Below are 23,141 nucleotides of genomic sequence, written 5' to 3'. Positions count from 1 at the left end.
AAGGTGGTCTGCTATCCGTTGTAAAAGCATTCTCTGCACCGTGGTTCGTAGCTCTCTTTTTCGCCCAGCAGTACTTTGGTTTCGCTTGGGACAGTGCGGAAAGAGTAGGTTGCCGGTGCTCCGCATTGAACGCATATGGCATGTACCTTCGTCACATCCTCAGCGATAGCCATAAGCGCAGGCATCGGACCAAATGGGCGGCCCTGAAAATCCATATCAAGTCCGGCTACTATCACTCGTATGCCTCTGTTGGCCAGTTGAATGCAGACTTCAGGCAGGCCCTCGTCGAAGAACTGCGCCTCGTCTATACCGACTACCTGGGTATTGGTGCCGAGCAGCAGAATAGAGCCGGAGGTTTCTACAGGTGTTGACTGAATTGAGTTGGAATCGTGAGATACAACGGCGTATTCGGCATAGCGGGTATCGGTTTTTGGCTTGAAAATTTCGACGTTTAGCCGGGCGATCTGAGCCCTCCGTAATCTTCTGATGAGTTCTTCTGTTTTTCCTGAAAACATAGAACCGCAAATCACCTCGATACTTCCTCTTGGATTACTTTTTGATCTGAAATGTAACTCGCTAAACAGCATATCCCTTTTGCGGGGGCTAATATCAGAATTTAATGCTACTTTTGAGAACTGAATTACCAACACATAAATCCAATATTTATCATGATGAACAAAGCCGAGTTATTCAGGAAAGTAGGAGGAATTTTAGCCGAATTGAATGATCAATACCAGTATATATCAGAGAATCCGGCAAGTCTGAATGAACTGGAACTGGAACTGCTGTCAGCAAACGCAGATTTTCTGGCGGAGCATATTAAGATCCTCTTAAAGCTCAGTGCAGCCAGACAAGAATCGCCTGCAGCTAGTGAAGATCGTGCTTTTACTGCAAGTGTTGTTACGTCAAAAACCGACTTTAGTGAACCGGAAATAGTTCAATCAGGAGAAGCTCAGGACCCAGAGGTGCTCTCCTCGACGGAGCTGAAGGAACAATTTCAGGGGACCTCTGCCGATACAAAGGGGGCTGTGCCTGTTGTGCAAGAAGTTTTTCCTGTACAGGCTGAAACTCCTGTTTCGCAGGGGGCGTCATTCTCTGCAGAGCCGTCAGTAGCGGATGTGCCGAAAGTGCGGCAGCCTGAGCCTCTTCCGTTGCCGGTGATCCCGGAGGTTGTTGTGCCTGCTGTTAGTCCCGAGCCGGTGATTAAAGCGGAACCCGAGGTTAAACCCCAAACTGTGGCAACTGAGCAAGCTCCTGTACGAACCCTTAACGATATTATTTCAGGGCAAAAGACGCAGGAATCAGTTTCCGGAAAGTTTTCGCATCAGCCCGTAAAAGATTTAAAGTCTATCGTCAGCCTCAATGACAAACTACTGTTCATAAAAGAGCTTTTTAACGGTTACAGCCTTGCCTACAGCGAGGCTATCGAGATACTGAACCGGTTTGACTCTTTTGAAGCAGCAGATGCGTTTCTCCAAAGTAACTACGCGGCAAAGAATAACTGGAGCGCAAAAGAGGCCACCGTTGAAAAATTCTATGAGGTGCTGCACCGACGTTTCGGCTCTTGAAGCAGCCAATGTTAAACCACTCCCATCCTGTTGGAATCCAGTTTCAACAGGATGAACAGCAAAATCGTAAAGCTCCAGAGGGAAGAGCCGCCATAGCTTAGAAAGGGCAGAGGTATCCCGATCACAGGCACCAGCCCAATGGTCATTCCGATGTTGATGAAGAAGTGAAAGAAAAGAATGGATGCCACGCCGTACCCATAAATCCTGGTGAAGGAGGAGCGCTGCCTTTCTGCGAGATTCACAATCCGAAGAAGCATGGTCAGGTAAAGACCGACAACTACCAAACTTCCTGCAAAACCCCATTCTTCTCCTACGGTGCAGAAAATAAAGTCTGTACTTTGCTCGGGAACGAAATCGTATTTCGTCTGAGTTCCCTGCAGATATCCTTTACCCCAGAGACCACCGGATCCAATGGCGATCTTGGACTGGTTTAAATTATAGCCCTGTCCGCGGGGGTCATTGATCTTTCCGAGGATCACGTCAATTCTGTTTCGCTGATGGGCTTCGAGAATGTTTTGATAGGCGAAGTTCACGCTGAAGATGAAGAGAATGCAGCCAACGGCGACCAGGGAAATAGGAATTACGAACCTTCTGCTTCGGCGGAACAAAATGAGGATCAAGGCTGCCAGGCCGACTATTATTCCGACGAGGAGCAGCTTATTGAACAGGAGTGTCAGTACAAATAAGGCAATAGCGGTGGCACCGATAATGAGGATGTAGCCGGACAACCCTTCCCGGTAGAGAGCAAAGACCAGAGATGTGAAAGTGAGCGCTGAGCCTGTATCGGGCTGAAGCATGATGAGTGCTGTAGGAATAAGCAGGATCAGCAGGCAAATGCCGATCATCTTGATGTCGGACATTTTCAGATTGCTTGAGCTGATGTAGTGGGCAAGGAGAAGACAGGTGGAGAATTTAGCAAACTCTGAAGGCTGGAGTCTGAAACTGCCCAGGGGAATCCATGCCTGGTTACCACCTACATTTCTTCCCACAATAAGCACGACTACAAGAAGCACCAGGGTAACGCCATAAAAAACAGGTGAGAGGCTGCTGAAGAACTTGCCGTCGAGCAGGAGGATGATTGATCCCAGAAGTAAAGCTGTTATTATAAAGAGGAATTGCTTCCCATAGTTGGTACTGAGATCAAGAATACTTGGATGAAGAGGATCGTAGACTGCTGCATGAATGTTAAACCACCCGATTACACAGAGTGCGAGGTAGATCAGGATGATAATCCAGTCGACATTAAAAAACAGGCTTCTTTGATTATTCATCTTCCAGGACAGCTTTAGGGGTAACAATTTCAACTGGTTTAATATCTTTCCGGCTTGCAGTGCTATCTCCTTCCTTGCGCTGAGGAGTTCTGTAGCGCGGCTTAGCCCCCGGGAGCAGGTTGGCGTTTAAAATTCGCTCCACGTATCCCCGAGGTCTTGCTATGGAGTCGCGCAGGTACTTCTCGATCATGAGGCTGGCAATTGGAGCTGACCAGGTAGCACCATAACCTGCATTCTCGACCACGACGGCGATAGCAATTTTAGGATTATTCCGGGGCGCGAAGGCAAAAAAGACAGAGTGATTGTCGCCATGCGGGTTTTGCACGGTTCCGGTCTTTCCGCATATTTCTATATCCGGAATACGGGAGTAGGAGGCGGTACCTCCAGGCTGATTTACTACCCGGCTCATACCTTCAATAACCGGGGAAAAATAGCGGGCGTCGATTCCTACGCTGTTTCGTTTGGTGAATTCCTCCTTGATGACTTTCTTTTCGCCGATCGCTTTAATGAGGTGCGGTTTGTAGAAGAACCCTCTGTTTGCAACAGCGGCGACAACATTGGCCATCTGCAAGGGGGTGATGCCCAGCTCGCCCTGTCCGATGGACAAGGAGATGTTGTAAGCGGAGGTCCATTTGTTGCTTTTGAAGTGACGCGTATAGAATTCTGCACTGGGCAGGTTGCCTTTTCTCTCGTTGGGCAGGTCAATGTTTAATTTGCTGCCGATGCCGAAGCGGGACACGGCATCGCGCCAGCGTTGGTACGCTTTTACAGGACGCATTCCCGCGTGATCGATCATCCTGTTATAGACGTACCCATAATAGGTATTACAGGAGTACTGTATTGACTGAGCGAGGTCAAGGCTTCCATGGACGTGTGTGCAGCGCATCAGCCCTCTGCGTCCATATCTGTAGCCGCCCGGGCAAAAGAAGCTGGTGCCGGAGCCTACCAGTCCGAACTGCTGACCGACCAGTGCATTGATCACTTTAAAGATCGATCCGGGCGGATATTCTGCCATTATGGGGCGGATAAACAACGGATGGTTGGGGCTGTTGAGCAGTCGCATGTAGTTATTCCCCTTGTATCGTCCGACCATGAGGTTCGGGTCATAGCTGGGGCTGCTGACAAAGGCAAGAATTTCTCCGCTGGATGGTTCAATAGCGACGATACTCCCGATTTTATTATTCATCAGTTGCTCGCCAAACTTCTGGAGGTCCTTATCTAAGGAGGATATCAACTTTTCACCAGCGGCCGCCAGCGTATCGTACCTTCCTTCTGCATAGTGCCCTTTAGGCCTGTTAAACGCGTCAACCATCAGGTTTTGTACGCCGCGCTGTCCGCGCAGGACTTCTTCGTATGCTTTTTCTACTCCGGTACGGCCTATGTAGTCCTGAGGCCGGTAGAAGCCGTTGGATTTTTCAATGTCTTTCTCGTTCACCTCGTTGATATAACCAAGGAACTGAGCAGCTATACTGTCGGGATACCGGCGGACGGAACGTTTCTGAATATAAAACCCCGGGTATTCGAACAGTTTTTCCTGCAGTCGGGCAAAGGTGATTGCTGAAAGTTGCTTTTCAAGGACGGATCCCCGGTACGGAGAGAAGTTGTTTGCTTTTTCGAACTTCTTTATGAAGTCTGATTTTTTTATACTTATCAGGCGGCAGAGCTCAAGAGTGTCGAATGGCTTGACTTCTCGTGGAATCACCATGAGGTCGTAAACGGGCTCATTTTGTACGAGGATCTTTCCTTTTCTGTCAAGTATCACCCCGCGGGCCGGATAAATAATTACTTTCCTCAGGACGTTGTTATTGGCAGAGAGGAAGTAGCTTTTATCAATAATCTGGATATAGAAGAGCCGCGCAAGCAGGACCAGCGCAATAGCTATGAATATAGCCTGAACGACATACCTTCTGGTGAAAAAACTGTTCATTAACGCTCTTTCTTACGGAAGAAAATAAATTCTGAAATTAAAATTAGAACAATGGTAAAAAGAGAACATAAAAGGAAGCGAATTAGTACGTACTGCAGCTCAGAAAAACTGAAGGCTTCCAGAAATATCAGGGTGATGTGATGAAATAACGTGAGGACGATGGCGTAAAAAAAGAACCATCTGAAGCCCATAATGCCGAGCTTTGGTTCCGGTTCATTTTCAAAGCCCTGCCGTTGCACGGTAATATTGATGAAGATGGTCCTGACGAGAGCCATGACACTGCAGGCTGCAGCGTTAATGCCCGGTGTGTTATAAAATGCATCGACAGTGAGACCGGTTAAAAAGGCCAGTGGAAATAAAAGCCAGTTGGGGGTCTCAAACGGGAGCAGCATGATGAAGAGGATGTACAAGAAGGGGGTGGCCAGGTTGTAATATCCTATATTCTTTAGTAGGAACGCCTGAATAAAAATCAGAACGATGAACCTGATCAGATTGATTATTATTACTCTACCCATTGTTCCGGCTCTGTGCTTCTAATGTTTCTTTTTCCAATCCAAATATATTTTTGATCACATAGACGTATTGCAGGGTGGAAAAGTCGGTATGCAACATGACAACTATATCGGGAAAGCTCTCTCCGCTTTGATTTCTTGTAGAAATAACTCGTCCGATAGGAAGGCCTGACGGGAATAATGTGGAGTATCCGGAAGTAACAACGTGCTGTCCCTTTTGAACGATGATGTGGTTGGGAATGTCCTGAAGCAAGGCGAACTTGGGATTATGGTTACCCTCTCCCCATACGAGAGAGCCGAAGGCCTTGCTCTCAGAAATACTGGCACTGATGCGGGTGTCACCATTGAGGAGGGAGGTGATGACAGAAAAGTCGGACGATACGTCCTTTACAATGCCGACGATCCCTGATGAACAAATAACGCCCATCCCCGGCTTAATGCCATGCCTGCTTCCCCTGTTGATTGTAATATAATTATCTTTCTGGTTGACGGAGTTGTTGACCACTCGGGCAACGATATAGACATACTGCTGCCGGCTTAAAGTGTCCTTTACGGTCTGCTGCGCTACACTGTCATCAAAAAATGCATTTTTCAGTTCGCTTCTTAGTCGCGCGTTCTCGGTAGCAAGGCTATCATTTACTTTAGCCAGGCTGAGGTAGCTTTGGAACTGGTTGATCCGCTCGTAAGCTTGTCCGATAAGACGGTTTGATGAGTTTAGTACTCCGGAGCGCTGATACGTATTGTTGTTGACGATCAGCACAATTGAAATAATAAAAAAAATGATGAACAGGAAAAATGCGTTATACTTACTGATAAGAAGCCAGAGATTACGCATGTTGAGTTATAAGTTGTAGGTTATAAGTTGTAAGTAAAGTCAGAAGCCTTCCAGATCTTATAACTTAAACCTACAACCTATAACTTGATTTATTGCATTAAGAATTTGAAGCCTCCGATATTCTTCAGGGCGATACCTGTTCCGCGAACAACTGCTCTTAACGGATCTTCTGCGACATGAACAGGTAACTTGGTCTTAGCGGCTACCCGCTTGTCAAGTCCCCTTAGCAGCGCGCCTCCTCCTGTAAGATAGATTCCGGTCTGGTAGATATCTGCGGAGAGTTCAGGCGGTGTTATTTCAAGAGCTTTAAGGATCGCTTCTTCAATCTTGGAAATTGACTTGTCAAGACAATGAGCGATCTCAGTATAGGATACTGTTATCTGCTTTGGAATTCCGGTCATGAGGTCCCTTCCCTGCACGGCGAAATCAGATGGAGGATCGCTCAGTTCGGGAAGTGCTGCTCCTACTTCGATCTTGATCTTTTCAGCGGTTCTCTCCCCGATCATGATGTTGTGCTGACGGCGGATGTACTGGACGATATCGCTATCGAAGTTGTCTCCTGCTACACGTATTGACTGGTCGCACACAATACCGGAGAGTGCGATCACAGCGATTTCTGTAGTCCCGCCACCGATATCGATGATCATATTTCCCATCGGCTCCTCCACGTCGATTCCGATACCAACGGCTGCGGCCATCGGTTCGTGAATAAGATATACTTCTTTCGCGCCTGCAATTTCAGCGGAATCCCTTACCGCTCGTTTTTCAACTTCGGTAATGCCTGAAGGGATACAGATAACCATGCGGAGCGAAGGGAAAAACCAGCCTTTACCGTTGTTGATCATTTTGATCATCCCTCTGATCATGTGTTCCGCCGCGTTAAAGTCAGCTATTACACCGTCCTTCAGAGGTCTCACTGTGCGGATGTTTTCGTGAGTTTTTCCTTCCATCTGCATGGCCTGGCGGCCAATGGCGATCACCTTGTTCGTGGTGCGGTCGAAAGCAACGATTGATGGCTCATCAACCACCACCTTGTCATTATGTATTATGAGGGTATTTGCTGTACCCAAATCTATTGCAATCTCTTGTGTAAACCAATTAAATAAACCCATCAGGGAAGTAGTTAAAAATTAAAAGTATGCAAAGTTAATTAATTTATCGTTTAATAGTTGCCAGTCAATTCATCATAAAAGGCATCGCTGCGTTTTGCATTCCTCTTGCGGCTGCACTATGTTCTATAAATAAATATAGCTTAAAACGGCATCAACAAAACGTTATGTTAATGTTTAAAGTGCCTGACGCCCGTAACTACCATCGAAATGCCTTTTTGGTTTGCCATGTCGACCGAGAGTTGATCCTTTATTGATCCTCCTGGTTGCAGAACGGCTGAAATGCCGGCATCTGCGGCAATTTCTACACAATCAGGGAAGGGGAAGAAGGCATCAGAAGCCATTACGGCTCCCCGAACTTCAAAACCGAAGGATCTGGCCTTTTCAAGCGCTTGTTTTAAAGCATCAACTCGCGATGTCTGTCCTACCCCGCTGGCCAAAAGCTGTCCATCTTTTGCAAGTACGATGGTGTTAGATTTAGTGTGTTTCACCAGCTTGTTCGCAAAGAACAGGTCCTTTAGCTCTGCTTCTGTGGGTCGCTTTTCGGTGACGGGAGTCATCTGATCCGGGCCTTCTACCGTGTTGTCTTTGTCCTGTTCGATAACGCCATTTAACAAAGTTTTGAACAGCTTGCCTGGGAGCTTTACTTCTTTGCGCTGCAGTAAAATGCGATTCTTCTTCTCGGTGAGCGTTTTTAGAGCATCGGCACTGAAAGATAGCGCGATCAGCACTTCGAAGAAGAGCTTGTTGATTTCAGCCGCTGTTTCTCCGTCAACCTCTCCGTTGCAGATGATAACACCTCCAAATGCTGATACTGGATCGCATGCCAGGGCGTCTTTCCATGCAGAAGGCAAATCGCTTCTGGTAGCAAGGCCGCAGGCGTTGGTGTGTTTTAGAATAGCAAAGGTTGGCTCGTTAAACTCATCTATGAGGGCTACCGCTGCATCGATATCTACCAGGTTGTTATAAGAGAGCTCCTTGCCATTTAGCTGGGTAAACATCGCTTCAAGGTCGCCATAGAAGTATCCCTTTTGATGGGGGTTTTCTCCGTAACGCAACACTTTGGCTTGTTGTTCGCTTTGCTTAAATACCTGGAGAGGCTCAGTCTGGTTGAAATAGTTGAAGATGGCGGTGTCGTAATGGGATGAAATATTAAAGGCTTTTCTGGCAAAATCTCGTCTGTGTCCGAGTTCGGTGTGCCCGTTGTTCTGGTCGAGGATTTCGTGGAGGCTGCTATAGTCATTCTTTGATGCGATGATCACGACGTCATTGAAGTTTTTCGCCGCTGCCCGGATCAGAGAGATGCCGCCGATGTCGATCTTTTCTATGATTTCTTCTTCTGGCAGACCGGCTTTAACTGTTTCCTCAAACGGATACAGGTCTACAATGACGAGGTCGATCTCCGGGATTTCATACTGGTTAATTTGTTCTTTGTCTTCATCAAGCGCTCTTCGGGAGAGGATCCCTCCAAAAACTTTGGGGTGCAGCGTTTTTACTCTTCCGCCTAAAATTGAGGGATATCCCGTTAAATCCTCCACAGGCACCACATCGCATCCAAGTTCTTTGATGAACTTTTCTGTTCCTCCTGTTGAGTAAAATGTTACTCCCAGTTCTTGTAATTGTTTGATTAGCGGTTCGAGGCCGTCTTTGTAATATACTGAAATTAAAGCATTTTTGATTTTAACGGGATGGCTCATGGAATAAAATTTTTAAGCCGCAAAGATAGAGTTTTTGAAACTTAAAAATTTTATAAAAATGAATGTTTAAAAAGCGGACGATGTTAATAAAAGGCGCATGCCTGTCTGGAATGAAGAGACCACCGAGGTGTTGGTGAATTACCGGGACTTGTGGTACGAAAAGGAATGCCGGTCATGTAAAAGAGTATCTCCGACTGCTTCGTCGTAGACGACATTCAAACGGATGGTATCTCCTGCGTTCTTTCTCGTCAGTAAAATAATTGAAGAGACGCCCGGGGCTTCTGCATGCTTCTGAAATTCCCATTGTCCGGATAAGGGCTTCTTTTGTGCATTTGAATCAACCGGATATAACCTGGCTGAATGATCTGCATTTAAAGCTAGTTTTGTTATTCGGAGAGAATCAGGAAGGATGCTGTCTTTTTTCATTTTGGCGGTAGAACTATCGGTCAATATCCAGCTTCCTGATACGTTCCAACCGGTAGTGTCGCGGGCATGAAGTCTGATTTTCTTCCTTTTATTTCCGCAGCCGGTGAGCGCAAGGCAGACGGCGAGGATCAGGACTGATATTTTTATTATGGGAGTGGTTCTATTCATGAGGGTTGCAAGCAAGTATTTATTGGGGGCAAATACCTTTCTCTTATCGTTTCCGCTATTGCCCAGACGAAAGAATACGCAGGGAAATTACACTTCATTGGAAGTTTATTTCTCCGTGATAAAGATAGGGTGTTCATTTAACAGGAAAAAGGTTGGTTTGTCAGCTCAGCGTACTCTTAAATGGTCTTCATTTTCTTTAGCAGGTTTTCTACCACCCTGGGATAATGCAAATGTTCAAGTTGCTGACACTTGAATTTGATCATTTCAATGTCGTCGCCCTGCTCAATCCTGAAGCGGGACTGGTGAATGACCTCTCCTTCGTCGAACTGAGCGTTAACAAAATGAATAGTAATGCCCGATTCAGTTTCTTTATTAGACAATACGGCCTGATGAACGCGGTCTCCATACATTCCCTTTCCTCCATACTTAGGCAGAAGCGCCGGATGGATGTTGATGATCTTGTTGGGGAATGCGTTTAACAGGTTTTCGGGAATCAGCCAAAGAAATCCTGCCAGCACAATGATATCGATCTCCATCTTACGGAGAAGGTCGACAATATTATCGGTGTTATAGAAGTCAAACCTGTCAAAGACGTGGGATGGTACTTCAAAGTTGTCAGCCCGTTGAATGACGTAGGCGTTCGGGTTGTTTGAAAGGACAATGGCTACTTCGGCTTCAGGGTGCTTTTTGAAATGTTCCATGATCTTTTGAGCATTTGAACCTGATCCCGATGCAAAAATGGCTATACGTTTCTTTAGCATAGTTGTCTGTTACCTATCAAACATACAGGATTTTAATTAATTCACCTAGTCGGAGATAAAATCGTTGGTTGAGGAACAGTTCGGTGAGTTCGGAGTTATCTCAGGCAAATAAGTTTCTTCTGCTCTTGTAAAACGCTCATCCTTTGTGGTTAATAAATAAAGTTAGGCTAGCCGGACATTTGGGCGGGAATTGTTCGCACCAAAGATGCCTCCGGAAAATCGAGAATACTTGACCGCCGGCTGACGATATGCGCAAACAAACCGTACAGGGTATGGTTGCTCTTGTATCTATTAATAACGAGAAACATTATGGCAAAATTAAGTAATCGTAACATCGCTATTCTGACCGAGAGTGGTTTTGAAGAAGTGGAATTGACGAGTCCGATGGAAGCTTTAAAGGAGGCGGGGGCAAATGTGCACGTTATATCGCCTCAGAAGGAAAAAGTGAAAGCCATGAACCATCATGACTGGTCAATAGAAATACCGGTCGACAGACATATTTCAGAAGTCAGCGCTGAGGAGTATGACGGGCTGGTGTTGCCTGGGGGAGTCTTTAACCCTGATCAGCTGCGTCTGAACGAGCAGGCAATCAGTTTTATTCAGGCTTTTTTGAGGCCGGGAAGCCGGTGGCTGCGATCTGCCATGGGCCGCAGTCTTTAATAACTGCGGCTGTTGTGCAGGGGAGGGACATGACGTCGTATCCTTCTATTAAAGCTGACCTGATTTATGCCGGGGCCAACTGGATGGATAAGGAGGTGGTGGTTGACCAGGGGCTGGTGACGAGCCGTACGCCTGAGGATCTTCCGGCTTTCAACAGAAAAATGATCGAGGAGTTTGCTGAAGGGGTTCATGACCGCCAGCATGCCTAGCAAAAAAGTCAGAGCGTTCACAAGAAACGCGCAGTGGGGGCATACGTTTGTCCCCGCTTTTTTACAAGTTTTTGTTGGATATCCGATAAATTTCGGCGATACTTGAGCCGTCTGCCGGCCCACCCGGAGAGCTTAATGAGTTTAAACTGAACCCGCTGAGGATCAAGTTAAGAAATAGTATAATTTCTTAAAAAAATAACATCCTAAGTATTTGATAATTAATCAAACATTCCTATCTTTGCCGTCCCTAAAAGGGGATTATTATGCCTTGAGCGAAGCCCTACTGCTTCGATGGGCGAAAAAGATTAAAAGAAAATGTCAGGTATTATTGGAAAAAAGTAGGAATGACCAGCATTTTCGATGCCGATGGACGCAATATTCCATGTACGGTGATCGAAGCTGGTCCCTGTGTTGTGACACAGGTGCGTACCGTCGAGAAAGACGGTTACGAGGCAGTTCAGTTAGCTTTCGATGAGAAGAAAGAAAAGAACACTACCGAACAGTTAAAAGGCCATTTCGCAAAAGCAAACACTACTCCAAAGCGGAAGCTTGTGGAGTTTAAGACGTTTGAAGATGAGAAGACTTTGGGCGATACTGTAACTGTAGAGCTTTTTGCAGAGGGTGACTTCGTAGATGTTGTCGGAACTTCAAAAGGTAAAGGTTTCCAGGGTGTTGTGAAACGTCATGGATTTGGTGGTGTGGGTATGCAAACTCACGGACAGCACAACAGGTTAAGGGCTCCAGGTTCACTGGGTGCGTCTTCATGGCCTTCCCGTGTATTTAAGGGAATGCGCATGGCTGGTCGTACTGGTGGTTCAAGGGTTAAAGTTCAGAACCTGCAGGTTCTGAAGGTTTATCCTGAGCAGAATTTATTAGTAGTTAGCGGTTCCGTTCCGGGAGCTAAAGGTTCTTACGTAATCGTTGATAAATAAGATGGAAGTTAGCGTAGTAAATATTTCAGGTAAAGAAACAGGTGCCAAGGTGCAGCTTCCTGAATCGATTTTTGGCGTAGAGCCGAATGATCACGCAATCTACCTTGACGTGAAGCAATATCTTGCCAATCAGCGTCAGGGAACTCACAAGTCTAAACAACGTAATGAGATTGCAGGATCTACCCGTAAGTTATACAAGCAAAAAGGTACTGGCGGTGCCCGTGCGGGAAATATCAAGTCTCCTTTATTCAATGGTGGGGGTCGTGTTTTTGGTCCTCAGCCACGCGATTACAGCTTCAAACTGAACAAGAAGTTGAAGCAATTAGCCCGTAAGTCGGCGTTGTCGTACAAAGCAAAAGATAATAACATCGTTGTTCTTGAAGATTTCACTTTTGAAACAATCAAGACAAAGAACTATGTGAAGCTGGTAACAGATCTAAATATAGCTGCTGAAAAGACTTTACTTGTATTACCGGCTGCTAATAATAATGTGTATTTATCAAGCAGAAATCTTAAGAAGGCAAAAGTGATCACTGCTGATCAGCTGAATACTTATGATGTATTGAACGCAGGTAAGCTTTTGTTAACTACCGGTTCTGTTAAAACATTGGAGGAGGCATTTGCCAGGTAATTATGGAGATCTTAAAGAAACCTATTTTAACAGAAAAAGCGTCCATTTTAACTGAGAAGTTAAACAGGTATGCATTTAAAGTAGATCACAGAGCCAACAAGTTGCAGATCAAAACTGCTATTGAACAAATGTATGGTGTGAACATTGAAGCTGTAAACACTATCGTGGTATCTGGGAAAGCAAAAAACCGTTACACAAAGGCTGGTTTCGTATCAGGCCGGACGCCTAAATACAAAAAGGCGATCGTAACGCTGAAAGATGGTGAAACTATTGACTTTTACAGCAATATTTAATTAGAACAATGGCAGTTAGAAGATTTAAACCGGTTACTCCTGGTACTCGTTTCCGCGTAGGGGGCGATTATTCTGATGTAACTACAAACGTACCAGAAAAGTCGTTGGTAGTATCAATCAAGAAGTCAGGCGGTAGAAATAACTCCGGTAAAATGACTATGCGTTACATCGGTGGGGGACATAAAAAAGCATACCGATTGATAGATTTTAAACGCGATAAAAACGATATCCCCGCAACTGTTGCCACTATTGAGTATGATCCAAACCGTACAGCACGTATCGCTCTTCTGCACTATGCAGATGGTGAGAAACGCTACATCATTGCTCCGGAAGGACTACAGCCTGGTCAGACTGTAGTATCAGGGGAGAGTGTAGCTCCGGAAGTTGGAAATGCTCTTCCTTTGAAGAATATTCCTCTTGGATCTATTATCCATAATATCGAGCTGAATCCTGGTCAGGGCGCGTCTATCGCACGGAGTGCAGGAACATATGCTCAGCTTTCAGCACGCGACGGAAAGTATGCTATCATTAAGCTGCCTTCTGGTGAGACCCGTATGATCCTTGCTTCATGTATGGCTACTATCGGTACTGTGTCTAACTCTGAGAAGTCAAATGAAGTGTTAGGTAAGGCAGGTAGAAAGCGTTGGTTAGGTGTTCGTCCACGCGTTCGCGGGGTAGCCATGAACCCAGTCGATCACCCTATGGGTGGTGGTGAAGGTCGTGCCTCAGGAGGTCACCCACGTTCAAGGACCGGAGTATTGGCTAAGGGTTATAAGACCCGTAATACGAAGAAAGCCTCAAGTCGTTACATTATTGAAAGGAGGAAGAAATAATGGCTCGTTCAATTAAAAAAGGCCCTTATATTGATCATAATCTGGAGAGCAAAGTGCTTTCTATGAACGAAACCAACAAGAAGTCGGTAATCAAAACCTGGTCACGCCGGTCCATGATTTCTCCTGATTTCGTAGGTCATACATTTGCAGTACACAACGGAAATAAGTTTATTCCGGTTTATGTAACTGAAAATATGGTTGGTCACAAGTTGGGAGAATTTGCTCCAACCAGAACATTTAGAGGTCACGCTGAAAAGAAAAAATAAGTAATGGAAGCAGTAGCAAAATTAAATAATTGCCCTACCTCACCTCGTAAGATGAGACTGGTTGTTGACCTGATTCGTGGTGAGCGTGTTGAGAAGGCTCTGTATATTTTAAAATATTCAAATAAAGAAGCTGCCCAGAAAGTTGAGAAACTTTTATTATCTGCTATAAAGAACTGGGAAGCAAAGAACGAAGGCCAGCGTCCTGAAGACAATGAGTTGTTTGTGAAAACAGTGTTTGTAGATGGTGGTCGTCAGTTAAAAAGGCTTAGGCCTGCGCCCCAGGGCCGTGGATACAGAATTCGCAAGCGTTCAAACCACGTCACTCTGGTAGTTGACAGCAAGAATCTTGAAACACAAACTAATTAAGGAGAAATGGGACAAAAAGCACATCCAATAGGTAACAGATTAGGAATCATCAAAGGTTGGGATTCTAACTGGTTCGGTGGCAACAACTACTCCGATAAATTAGTTGAGGACGAGAAGATTCGTAAGTACCTGTCAGTTCGTATTGCTAAAGGCGGTGTAGCTAAGCTAGTGATCGAGCGTACTTTGAAGCGTATCACTGTAACGATTCATACTGCCCGTCCGGGTATTGTGATCGGGAAGGGTGGCCAGGAAGTGGATAAGATCAAGGAAGAGTTGAAGAAACTGACCAAGAAAGATGTTCAGATCAATATCTTCGAGATCAAGCGTCCTGAACTCGATGCGCAGTTAGTTGCTGAAGGTATAGCTAAGCAGCTTGAAGCGCGAATTTCATTCCGTCGTGCGATGAAGACAGCGATTGCTTCTACCATGCGAATTGGCGCAGAAGGTATCAAAGTAATGTGTTCTGGTCGTTTGGGCGGAGCTGAAATGGCACGTACAGAACAATACAAGGAAGGAAGAATTCCTCTGCATACGTTTCGTGCTGACATCGATTATGCACTTGCTGAAGCCCTTACTACTTATGGTAAGATTGGGGTTAAAGTGTGGATCTGTAAAGGTGAAGTTTATGGCAGACGCGATCTTTCTCCGAACATCGGACAGACTACCGGTGTAAGGGGTAGAGGCGAAGGCGCTGCATCTTTCAACGGTGGAGAAAGAGGAGACCGGAGAGGTGGTAATGACAGAAGAGGTGGTGGCGACAGAAGAGGTGGTCAGAACCGCGGAGGTCAGAATCGTGGTGGACAAAATCGTGGCGGCCAGAACCGTGGCGGTGGTCAGCAAAACCGTGGGAACAGATAATTGATTTTGAGACATCGTTTAACGATATAAATACAGAAAAAGATGTTACAGCCAAAAAGAACGAAGTTCAGAAAAATGCAGAAGGGCAAAATGAAAGGTTTAGCCACCCGTGGTGCTGAACTTGCATTTGGTTCTTTCGGAATAAAATCGCTGGAACCTGCCTGGATCACCAGCCGTCAGATCGAAGCTGCACGTATCGCCGTTACACGTTATATGAAGCGTGAAGGCCAGGTGTGGATTCGTATTTTCCCTGACAAGCCTGTTACCAAGAAGCCTGCAGAGGTACGTATGGGTAAGGGTAAGGGTGCTCCCGAGTATTGGGTAGCGGTAGTTCGTCCGGGAAGGATGATTTTTGAAGCTGAAGGTGTGCCTTTGGAAATAGCTAAGGAAGCATTACGTTTAGCTGCTCAAAAGTTACCGGTACAGACTAAATTCGTAGTACGTAGAGATTACGTAGAAGCATGATAGAAGTGATGAGTTTTAAGTGATGAGTTATAAGTGAATTGCTTAGAACTTAGAACTTAAAACTTAAAACTTAGAACTTAGAAAAGATGAAAACCTCAGAAATATTAGAGCTATCAACTGAAGAGATTGTTGCCCGCATCAGCGAGGAGAAAGCCAATCTCACTAAATTAAAATTTGCGCATACGGTTTCTGCCATCGAGAATCCATCTCGTATCAGCAAGGTGAGAAAAGATATCGCACGTTTGAATACAGAATTGACTAAGCGTAAGGCGGCCGAAGCTGCTGCTGCACCACAGTCCGCTTCTGAAACTGAATAATTTTAGAGTCGAAATGGAAAGAAAATTAAGAAAGACCCGTATCGGGTTGGTAGTTAGCAACAAGATGGATAAGTCTATCGTAGTTGCAGTAGAAAGGAAGGTAAAGCACCCGATCTACGGAAAGTTCGTAAACAAGACTACCAAATTTATGGCTCATGACGAAAGCAACACTTGCGGTATCGGTGATACTGTGTTGATTATGGAGACTCGTCCGCTGAGTAAGAACAAAAACTGGAGATTAGTTGAAATATTAGAAAGGGCTAAGTAATGGTACAACAGGAATCAAGACTTAATGTTGCAGATAACAGCGGTGCTAAAGAAGTTTTAGTAATCCGCGTTCTGGGTGGAACCGGCAAGCGTTATGCCTCTGTTGGTGACAAGATCGTTGTAACCGTGAAAAGTGCTATTCCTTCTGGAAACGTAAAGAAAGGAACAGTTTCCAAAGCAGTTGTTGTGAGAACAAAGAAGGAAATCAGACGTAAGGATGGCTCTTATATCCGTTTCGACGACAACGCAGCAGTATTACTAAATAATCAGGACGAGCCACGTGGTACACGTATTTTCGGTCCGGTTGCGAGAGAGCTGCGTGAGAAGCAATTCATGAAAATTGTATCATTAGCACCGGAGGTATTGTAACATGGAAAAGAAAAAGAATACACAGCCTAAGCTAAAGATCCGCAAGGGGGACCTAGTTCAGGTAATTGCCGGCGACTCAAAAGGTAAGCAGGGCAAAGTTTTAGAAGTACTGCTAAAAGAAAACAGGGTTATAGTAGAAGGGGCAAATGTTGTATCACGTCATACAAAGCCTAATGCTGCTAATCCGAATGGCGGTATTGTGAAAAAAGAAGCACCTATCCATGTATCAAACCTGATGGTTGTTGATGCTAAGACTGGCAAACCAACCCGTGTAGGCAGACAAAAGAATGCTGAAGGCAAATTAGTAAGAATCGCTAAAAAATCCGGGGAGGAAATCAAGCAATGAGTTACGTACCAAGATTAAAATCAAAATATCAGCAGGAGATCCGCACTGCACTAAAGGAAAAGTTCCAGTACAAGAGTGTAATGCAGGTTCCAAAGCTTGAGAAAATTGCGATCAACCAGGGCGTTGGTTCTGCAACTACCGACAAGAAGTTAATTGAGAATGCAATCAATGAACTTACCACCATTACTGGCCAGCAAGCTGTAGCAGCGAAGTCAAAGAAGGATATTTCGAACTTCAAGCTTCGTAAGGGAATGCCTATTGGTGTTCGGGTAACGTTACGCGATAGCCAGATGTATGAGTTTCTTGATCGTTTGATCTCTGTAGCATTGCCCCGTATCCGTGATTTCAAGGGCATCAACGATAAAGGTTTTGACGGTCATGGAAACTATACATTAGGTATATCTGAGCAAATCATTTTCCCGGAGATTAATATTGACAAGATCAACAAAATTATGGGAATGGATATTACCTTTGTAACTTCGGCGAAAAACGATGTAGAAGCGCTGGAATTATTAAAGCAATTTGGTTTACCATTTAAAAATCAGACAGTAAATAATGGCTAAAGAAGGTGTTAAAGCACGGGAAGTAAAACGTGCCAGATTAGTTGCCAAGTATGCTGAGAAGAGAGCTGCTTTGAAAGCTGAAGGTAATTACGCTGAATTAGATAAATTGCCTAAGAACGCGTCTCCGGTTCGTTTGCACAACCGTTGCAAGCTTACAGGCCGTCCGAGAGGATATATGCGTCAGTTTGGCATTTCACGTGTTACATTCCGTGAAATGGCTCTTGCAGGAAAGATCCCGGGAGTAAAGAAGGCAAGCTGGTAAAATCGAGTTTTAAGTTATAAGTAGTAAGTTATACGTCGTGAGCGGCGTATATTACTTATTACCTATAACTTATCACCTACAACTAGAATATTAACCGGTAGCAGGTCCGATGGTGGATACCACTACCAAAAACAACAAATAATGAATACAGATCCAATAGCAGATTATCTTACAAGAGTAAGGAATGCCATTAAGGCCAACCATAGGGTTGTAGAAATTCCTGCATCAAACCTCAAAAAGGAAATCACAAAGGTCCTTTTTGATAAAGGTTACATCGCGAACTATAAGTTTGAGGACAGCAATGCTCAGGGCATCATCAAGATTGCGCTGAAGTATCATCCTGTAACTAAAGTTCCTGCTATTCGCACTCTTACACGTGTGAGTAAGCCTGGTTTGAGAAAATATGCAGGTGTAGACAGCATGCCACGTGTATTAAACGGTTTAGGAATTGCGATTTTGTCTACTTCAAAGGGAGTAATGACAGACAAGGAAGCGCGCAACCTTAACATTGGTGGCGAAGTATTATGTTACGTACATTAATCAGGAGGATTAAAGCATGTCAAGAGTAGGAAAAGCCCCAATAGCAATCCCCGGAGGAGTTACTGTTACTGTTTCTGCAGAGAATGTAGTAACAGTAAAAGGCCCAAAAGGAGAATTATCACAGAAATTAGACGGAGACATCACAGTTTCTCAGGAAGATGGTAAACTTCAGGTTAACCGTCCGTCAGACCAGAAGCGTCATAAAGCTCTTCACGGCCTTTACCGTGCACTTATTAATAATATGGTTAAGGGTGTAACTGAAGGATATAAGCTCGAGCAAGAGCTTGTGGGTGTTGGTTACCGTGCCACTAACACTGGCAATACCCTGGATTTAGTACTTGGTTATTCTCACCACTACGTGTTTGAATTACCTAAAGAAATTAAAGTAGCAACCACTGCTGAAAAGGGAAAGAACCCGACTATTATTCTTGAAAGTATCGACAAGCAATTACTTGGACAAGTGGCAGCGAAGATTCGTTCACTGCGTGCTCCTGAGCCTTACAAAGGAAAGGGTATCAAGTTTGTTGGTGAGACATTAAGAAGAAAAGCAGGTAAATCAGCAGCTAAAAAATAATAAGTCATGGCAGGAACTAAAATATCTCGCAGAGAGCGAATTAAAAAAGGCATCAGACGCAGACTGGCTGGCTCTACTGAACGCCCTCGTTTGTCAGTGTACAGAAGCAATAAGGGCATATATGCTCAAGTTATCGATGACACTACTGGTAAGACCCTGGTAGCTGCGTCTTCTTTATCAAAAGAGTTTACAGCAACAGGAAATAAAGTTGAGCAGTCTAAGGCTGTCGGTAAACTTGTAGCAGAGAAGGCCGTAGCTGCAGGTATCACTCAGGTGGTGTTTGACAGAAATGGTTATTTGTATCACGGACGTGTTAAGTCACTCGCTGAGGGTGCACGCGAAGGCGGTCTGAATTTTTAATCTGAAGAATAGATGTCAACTATCAATATAAAAAGAGTAAAATCGAGCGAAATCGAATTAAAAGATCGCTTAGTTAGCATACAGCGCGTTGCTAAGGTGACCAAGGGTGGTCGTACGTTCAGTTTTTCAGCCATCGTAGTTGTGGGTGACGAGAATGGAGTTGTAGGCTACGGGCTTGGTAAGGCAAAAGAAGTTACTGAGGCAATCGCGAAAGGCATTGATGATGCTAAAAAGAACCTGGTGAAGGTTCCGGTGATTAACGGAACTGTGCCTCACGAGCAATACGGAAAGTTTTCCGGCGGTTATGTACTGATTAAGCCCGCATCAAACGGTACCGGTGTAATTGCCGGTGGTGCAATGCGTGCGGTTCTTGAAAGTGCCGGTGTTCATAACGTATTAGCAAAATCTAAAGGATCATCTAACCCTCACAACGTGGTGAAGGCTACGGTAGCTGCATTAGCGCAGATGCGTGATGCATATACAGTGGCACAGCAACGCGGTGTGGATCTTAGTAAAGTTTTTAACGGATAAGTATCATGGCGAAAATCAGGATCACTCAGATTAAAAGCGTTATCGACAGAAGCGAGCGCCAGAAGAGAACTATGCAGGCTCTTGGTCTTGGTAAGATCAACCAGGCTGTAGAAGTGGAAGCTACCCCGTCTATTATCGGGATGGTAAGGAAAATTAATCATCTTGTAGCAGTAGAAAGTATTTAATCATGAACTTAAGTAATTTGAAACCTGCAGAAGGTTCAACTAAGAATAAAAAGCGTATTGGCCGGGGTACTGGTTCCGGACGTGGTGGTACTTCGACCCGTGGTCACAAAGGAGCGGGGTCTCGTTCCGGCACGTCTTCGAAGGTCGGTTTTGAAGGTGGTCAGATGCCTTTGCAGCGCCGTATTCCAAAGACCGGCTTTAAAAATATCAATCGCGTGGAGTATGTTGGGATCAACCTGGACGTTTTACAAAGCCTTGCAGAGAAGTTTAGCTTAACAAGCATTGACTTTAATACTCTGAGAGAGCATGGTCTTGTTTCTAAGAACGACCTGGTAAAGGTCCTCGGAAGAGGTGAGGTAACAAGCAAACTTGAAGTGACTGCTCATGCTTTTACCGCTTCGGCTCAAAAAGCAATTGAAGCAGCAGGCGGTGCTATTGTTAAATTGTAATTAATGAAGAAGTTATTCACTACCCTTTCCAATATCTGGAAAATTGAAGACTTAAGAGTGCGTATTTTAAACACACTCTTATTTCTTTTAATTTACCGTATTGGCTCATTTATTGTATTGCCGGGAGTCAACCCAGTAGCTCTCGAGAATCATGCCAGAGAAGGCCTCCTGGGATTGTTGAATATGTTTGCCGGGGGATCCTTCGCCCGGGCTTCTATATTTGCCTTAGGCGTTATGCCTTACATCTCTGCATCTATCGTTGTTCAGCTGCTGGGCATCGCTGTGCCTACTTTCCAGAAAATGCAAAAGGAGGGGGAGAGTGGAAGAAAGAAGCTGAATCAGATTACACGTTATCTTACCGTTGCAATTACTTTGCTACAGGCAGTTGGGTATGTGAGGACGCAAATTACTCCCGATGCTAAGATGCTTGGGGAGCCTTTGTTCTCTATCACTTCGATGGTGATACTTACCGCTGGTACTTTGTTTGTGATGTGGTTAGGTGAGAAGATTACGGATAAAGGAATTGGTAATGGAATATCACTCATTATCATGGTTGGAATTATTGCGCAGCTTCCCGGTGCGTTCATTGCGGAGCTTGACTCCCGGTTGACAGGAAGTGGCGGTATCATCCCCTTTATCGTTGAGATTGTAGCACTGTTCTTCGTTGTTATTTTCACGATCCTTATCGTGCAGGGGGTTAGAAAGATCCCGGTGCAATATGCCAAGAAGATCGTGGGCAACAAGCAATACGGAGGGGTGCGTCAGTACATTCCGTTGAAAGTGAATGCGGCAGGTGTAATGCCAATTATATTTGCGCAGGCTCTGATGTTTATTCCGATGAGTGTAGGACAGTTTTTCCCTGGTGCGCAGGGGCCCGTTTTAACTGCTCTCACGAATTACACATCTGTGGCTTATAATTTGACTTTCGCAATTTTGATTATAGCCTTTACCTTCTTTTACACAGCGATCACTGTAAATCCTGTTCAAATGTCTGACGACATGAAGAAGAACGGAGGCTTTGTTCCTGGAATTAAGCCGGGTAAAGTAACCGGTGATTATATTGACGCTGTGATCTCGAAAATCACTCTTCCCGGATCTGTATTCCTGGCTATCATTGCAATCCTTCCGTCTATCGCAATCGTACTTGGCGTGAACAGCAGCTTTGCTCACTTCTACGGCGGTACTTCTTTGTTGATTCTTGTCGGAGTAGTCCTTGATACGCTTCAGCAGATCGAGAGTCACTTGCTGATGCGCCATTATGATGGCCTGATGAAGACGGGAAGATTAAGAGGCCGCACGCCTGTTTCTACAGGAGCTACTGGCCCTGCATTATAATTTGATATACATGTCAAAGGTTAATTTTAAGACAGACGAAGAGATTGAGCTCATCAGGGCCAGCTCTTCGCTTCTTTCTAAGACTCTGGGCGAATTAGCAAAAATGATTCGCCCTGGAGTTAAGACCATCGAAATTAACAACGCAGCTGATACTTATATCCGTGACCACGGAGGAGTACCTGCGTTTCTTAATTTTAATGGTTTTCCGTATTCTGTTTGCATTTCTACAAACGACAGAGTGGTTCACGGCTTTCCTGGAAACGATGAGTTAAAGGAAGGAGATATTATTTCTGTTGATTGTGGCGTGAATCTGAACAAGTTCGTTAGCGACTCGGCCTTCACATTTGCTGTTGGGGAAGTTGATCCTGAAGTGAAGAGATTACTGCAGGTAACCCGCGAATGTCTTGAGCGTGCAGTTGAAAAGGCTGTTGCAGGCCTTCGCATTGGTGATATTGCCTGGGCGGTACAAGAGCATGCTGAGAAACATGGCTTCGGAATAGTGAAGGAACTGGTAGGGCACGGTGTAGGTTATTCAATCCACGAGAAGCCTGAAGTTCCGAACTATGGAAAGCGGGGAACCGGGATGAAGCTGGAGGAGGGTATGGTCATTGCTATAGAACCAATGATTAATTTAGGAAAAGCGGGCGTGAAGTTCTGGAAAGACGGCTGGACAGTAAGTACTGTAGACGGGAAACCCTCAGCTCATTTTGAGCACACAGTAGCTGTACGAAAAGGTAAGGCCGATGTGCTATCAACTTTTGAATATATTGACGAAGTGTTGAAGTCTGATTCCTAAACCACAAATTATCAGAAAAATACGGAAAAAGAATATTAATTAATTTTTTTATTTAATTTTGCAACCCCAAATGTTAGGGGATAATTAAATAGAAATCAATAAAATATGGCTAAACAAGCCTCTATTGAGCAAGATGGTATCATAAAGGAAGCATTGTCAAACGCGATGTTTCGGGTTGAATTAGAAAATGGGCACGAGATTATTGCTCATATTTCAGGCAAGATGCGGATGCATTACATCAAGATTCTTCCCGGAGACAAAGTGAAGCTGGAGATGTCTCCTTATGATCTCACGAAAGGCAGAATTACTTACAGATATAAATAAGATGAAAGTTAGAGCATCCATCAAGAAGCGCAGCGCTGATTGCAAAATAATTCGCCGTAAGGGTAAGCTTTATGTAATTAACAAGAAGAACCCTAAGTATAAGCAGCGCCAAGGGTAAAATAATTATTGGGGAAGT

General features: G+C 44.8%; 34 protein-coding genes and 1 pseudogene. 26 read left to right on the top strand and 9 right to left on the bottom strand.

Annotated features, from left to right (window positions below):
* Positions 1-11: 11 nt before the first annotated feature.
* Positions 12-587, bottom strand: coding sequence for a thymidine kinase (locus ACES2C_RS03195; protein ID WP_374165568.1), 576 nt, complete (start codon positions 585-587; stop codon positions 12-14).
* Between the two features lie 81 nt (positions 588-668).
* Between ACES2C_RS03195 and ACES2C_RS03190 the strand changes: the two genes are divergently transcribed.
* Positions 669-1,568 (top strand): hypothetical protein, encoded by a 900-nt coding sequence (locus ACES2C_RS03190; RefSeq protein ID WP_374165567.1) that lies wholly within the window; start codon positions 669-671, stop codon positions 1,566-1,568.
* Positions 1,569-1,579: 11 nt separating this feature from the next.
* On the opposite strand, the gene rodA is transcribed toward ACES2C_RS03190, so the two are convergent.
* The 8 genes from rodA to purN form a co-directional block, all read right to left on the bottom strand.
* Entirely contained in the window at positions 1,580-2,839 is a 1,260-nt protein-coding gene (gene rodA, locus ACES2C_RS03185; RefSeq protein WP_374165566.1) for a rod shape-determining protein RodA, read from the bottom strand.
* Positions 2,832-4,766 (bottom strand): penicillin-binding protein 2, encoded by a 1,935-nt coding sequence (gene mrdA / locus ACES2C_RS03180; protein ID WP_374165565.1) that lies wholly within the window; start codon positions 4,764-4,766, stop codon positions 2,832-2,834. Before mrdA ends, rodA begins: the two co-directional genes overlap by 8 nt.
* Positions 4,766-5,281, bottom strand: a complete 516-nt coding sequence (gene mreD / locus ACES2C_RS03175; RefSeq protein ID WP_374165564.1) for a rod shape-determining protein MreD — start codon at positions 5,279-5,281, stop codon at positions 4,766-4,768. The genes mrdA and mreD overlap by 1 nt, the downstream gene beginning before the upstream one ends.
* Positions 5,274-6,113: a rod shape-determining protein MreC gene (gene mreC / locus ACES2C_RS03170; RefSeq protein ID WP_374165563.1), complete on the bottom strand. Its 840-nt coding sequence runs from the start codon at positions 6,111-6,113 to the stop codon at positions 5,274-5,276. Before mreC ends, mreD begins: the two co-directional genes overlap by 8 nt.
* A gap of 89 nt (positions 6,114-6,202) precedes the next feature.
* Positions 6,203-7,225 (bottom strand): rod shape-determining protein, encoded by a 1,023-nt coding sequence (locus ACES2C_RS03165; RefSeq protein WP_374165562.1) that lies wholly within the window; start codon positions 7,223-7,225, stop codon positions 6,203-6,205.
* Between the two features lie 167 nt (positions 7,226-7,392).
* Positions 7,393-8,919, bottom strand: a complete 1,527-nt coding sequence (purH, locus tag ACES2C_RS03160) for a bifunctional phosphoribosylaminoimidazolecarboxamide formyltransferase/IMP cyclohydrolase (protein ID WP_374165561.1) — start codon at positions 8,917-8,919, stop codon at positions 7,393-7,395.
* A 138-nt stretch (positions 8,920-9,057) separates the two neighbouring features.
* The gene (locus ACES2C_RS03155) at positions 9,058-9,513 is read right to left on the bottom strand and encodes a hypothetical protein (RefSeq protein WP_374165560.1); all 456 of its coding nucleotides are present in this window, start codon (positions 9,511-9,513) and stop codon (positions 9,058-9,060) included.
* A 176-nt stretch (positions 9,514-9,689) separates the two neighbouring features.
* The gene (purN, locus tag ACES2C_RS03150) at positions 9,690-10,274 is read right to left on the bottom strand and encodes a phosphoribosylglycinamide formyltransferase (RefSeq protein WP_374165559.1); all 585 of its coding nucleotides are present in this window, start codon (positions 10,272-10,274) and stop codon (positions 9,690-9,692) included.
* 309 nt (positions 10,275-10,583) lie between these two features.
* Between purN and ACES2C_RS03145 the strand changes: the two are divergent.
* The 25 genes and pseudogenes from ACES2C_RS03145 (at position 10,584) to rpmJ (ending at position 23,123) form a co-directional block, all read left to right on the top strand.
* Positions 10,584-11,143: pseudogene (locus ACES2C_RS03145) on the top strand (type 1 glutamine amidotransferase domain-containing protein).
* Positions 11,144-11,487: 344 nt separating this feature from the next.
* Positions 11,488-12,075: a 50S ribosomal protein L3 gene (rplC, locus tag ACES2C_RS03140; protein ID WP_374165558.1), complete on the top strand. Its 588-nt coding sequence runs from the start codon at positions 11,488-11,490 to the stop codon at positions 12,073-12,075.
* Between the two features lies 1 nt (position 12,076).
* The gene (gene rplD / locus ACES2C_RS03135) at positions 12,077-12,706 is read left to right on the top strand and encodes a 50S ribosomal protein L4 (protein WP_374165557.1); all 630 of its coding nucleotides are present in this window, start codon (positions 12,077-12,079) and stop codon (positions 12,704-12,706) included.
* Positions 12,707-12,708: 2 nt separating this feature from the next.
* Positions 12,709-12,999, top strand: a complete 291-nt coding sequence (gene rplW, locus ACES2C_RS03130) for a 50S ribosomal protein L23 (protein WP_374165556.1) — start codon at positions 12,709-12,711, stop codon at positions 12,997-12,999.
* Positions 13,000-13,007: 8 nt separating this feature from the next.
* Positions 13,008-13,832, top strand: a complete 825-nt coding sequence (rplB, locus tag ACES2C_RS03125; protein WP_374165555.1) for a 50S ribosomal protein L2 — start codon at positions 13,008-13,010, stop codon at positions 13,830-13,832.
* Positions 13,832-14,098, top strand: coding sequence for a 30S ribosomal protein S19 (rpsS, locus tag ACES2C_RS03120; RefSeq protein ID WP_374165554.1), 267 nt, complete (start codon positions 13,832-13,834; stop codon positions 14,096-14,098). Before rplB ends, rpsS begins: the two co-directional genes overlap by 1 nt.
* A 3-nt stretch (positions 14,099-14,101) precedes the next feature.
* Entirely contained in the window at positions 14,102-14,464 is a 363-nt protein-coding gene (gene rplV / locus ACES2C_RS03115; RefSeq protein WP_374165553.1) for a 50S ribosomal protein L22, read from the top strand.
* A 6-nt stretch (positions 14,465-14,470) separates the two neighbouring features.
* Complete coding sequence (gene rpsC, locus ACES2C_RS03110) at positions 14,471-15,322, top strand: 30S ribosomal protein S3 (RefSeq protein ID WP_374165552.1); 852 nt, start codon at positions 14,471-14,473, stop codon at positions 15,320-15,322.
* 42 nt (positions 15,323-15,364) lie between these two features.
* Complete coding sequence (rplP, locus tag ACES2C_RS03105) at positions 15,365-15,787, top strand: 50S ribosomal protein L16 (protein ID WP_128770424.1); 423 nt, start codon at positions 15,365-15,367, stop codon at positions 15,785-15,787.
* An 86-nt stretch (positions 15,788-15,873) separates the two neighbouring features.
* Positions 15,874-16,104: a 50S ribosomal protein L29 gene (gene rpmC, locus ACES2C_RS03100; protein ID WP_374165551.1), complete on the top strand. Its 231-nt coding sequence runs from the start codon at positions 15,874-15,876 to the stop codon at positions 16,102-16,104.
* Between the two features lie 13 nt (positions 16,105-16,117).
* On the top strand, positions 16,118-16,372 hold the full coding sequence (gene rpsQ / locus ACES2C_RS03095; protein WP_374165550.1) for a 30S ribosomal protein S17: 255 nt from the start codon (positions 16,118-16,120) through the stop codon (positions 16,370-16,372).
* Positions 16,372-16,740, top strand: a complete 369-nt coding sequence (gene rplN, locus ACES2C_RS03090) for a 50S ribosomal protein L14 (protein WP_374165549.1) — start codon at positions 16,372-16,374, stop codon at positions 16,738-16,740. Before rpsQ ends, rplN begins: the two co-directional genes overlap by 1 nt.
* 1 nt (position 16,741) lies before the next feature.
* Positions 16,742-17,086: a 50S ribosomal protein L24 gene (gene rplX, locus ACES2C_RS03085; protein ID WP_374165548.1), complete on the top strand. Its 345-nt coding sequence runs from the start codon at positions 16,742-16,744 to the stop codon at positions 17,084-17,086.
* Entirely contained in the window at positions 17,083-17,649 is a 567-nt protein-coding gene (rplE, locus tag ACES2C_RS03080; RefSeq protein ID WP_374165547.1) for a 50S ribosomal protein L5, read from the top strand. Before rplX ends, rplE begins: the two co-directional genes overlap by 4 nt.
* Positions 17,642-17,911, top strand: coding sequence for a 30S ribosomal protein S14 (gene rpsN / locus ACES2C_RS03075; protein WP_374165546.1), 270 nt, complete (start codon positions 17,642-17,644; stop codon positions 17,909-17,911). The genes rplE and rpsN overlap by 8 nt, the downstream gene beginning before the upstream one ends.
* A 138-nt stretch (positions 17,912-18,049) precedes the next feature.
* Positions 18,050-18,451: a 30S ribosomal protein S8 gene (gene rpsH / locus ACES2C_RS03070; RefSeq protein WP_374166899.1), complete on the top strand. Its 402-nt coding sequence runs from the start codon at positions 18,050-18,052 to the stop codon at positions 18,449-18,451.
* A 16-nt stretch (positions 18,452-18,467) separates the two neighbouring features.
* Positions 18,468-19,025 (top strand): 50S ribosomal protein L6, encoded by a 558-nt coding sequence (gene rplF, locus ACES2C_RS03065; protein ID WP_374165545.1) that lies wholly within the window; start codon positions 18,468-18,470, stop codon positions 19,023-19,025.
* Positions 19,026-19,031: 6 nt separating this feature from the next.
* A complete protein-coding gene (rplR, locus tag ACES2C_RS03060) occupies positions 19,032-19,385 on the top strand; it encodes a 50S ribosomal protein L18 (RefSeq protein WP_374165544.1) in 354 nt (117 codons plus the stop codon).
* Between the two features lie 27 nt (positions 19,386-19,412).
* Positions 19,413-19,916, top strand: coding sequence for a 30S ribosomal protein S5 (gene rpsE, locus ACES2C_RS03055; RefSeq protein ID WP_374166898.1), 504 nt, complete (start codon positions 19,413-19,415; stop codon positions 19,914-19,916).
* Positions 19,917-19,921: 5 nt separating this feature from the next.
* Positions 19,922-20,101: a 50S ribosomal protein L30 gene (rpmD, locus tag ACES2C_RS03050; protein ID WP_374165543.1), complete on the top strand. Its 180-nt coding sequence runs from the start codon at positions 19,922-19,924 to the stop codon at positions 20,099-20,101.
* Between the two features lie 2 nt (positions 20,102-20,103).
* Positions 20,104-20,550, top strand: coding sequence for a 50S ribosomal protein L15 (gene rplO / locus ACES2C_RS03045; protein WP_374165542.1), 447 nt, complete (start codon positions 20,104-20,106; stop codon positions 20,548-20,550).
* Positions 20,551-20,553: 3 nt separating this feature from the next.
* A complete protein-coding gene (gene secY, locus ACES2C_RS03040) occupies positions 20,554-21,885 on the top strand; it encodes a preprotein translocase subunit SecY (RefSeq protein ID WP_374165541.1) in 1,332 nt (443 codons plus the stop codon).
* 10 nt (positions 21,886-21,895) lie between these two features.
* Positions 21,896-22,681, top strand: a complete 786-nt coding sequence (gene map / locus ACES2C_RS03035; protein ID WP_374165540.1) for a type I methionyl aminopeptidase — start codon at positions 21,896-21,898, stop codon at positions 22,679-22,681.
* 105 nt (positions 22,682-22,786) lie between these two features.
* Positions 22,787-23,005 (top strand): translation initiation factor IF-1, encoded by a 219-nt coding sequence (gene infA, locus ACES2C_RS03030; protein ID WP_021071231.1) that lies wholly within the window; start codon positions 22,787-22,789, stop codon positions 23,003-23,005.
* Position 23,006: 1 nt separating this feature from the next.
* A complete protein-coding gene (rpmJ, locus tag ACES2C_RS03025) occupies positions 23,007-23,123 on the top strand; it encodes a 50S ribosomal protein L36 (protein WP_008506259.1) in 117 nt (38 codons plus the stop codon).
* The last annotated feature ends 18 nt before the right edge of the window (positions 23,124-23,141 follow it).

The organism is Arcticibacter sp. MXS-1 (assembly GCF_041902385.1).
Classification (GTDB): Bacteria; Bacteroidota; Bacteroidia; order Sphingobacteriales; family Sphingobacteriaceae; genus Arcticibacter.
This window is presented reverse-complemented; position numbering and strand designations above follow the sequence as displayed.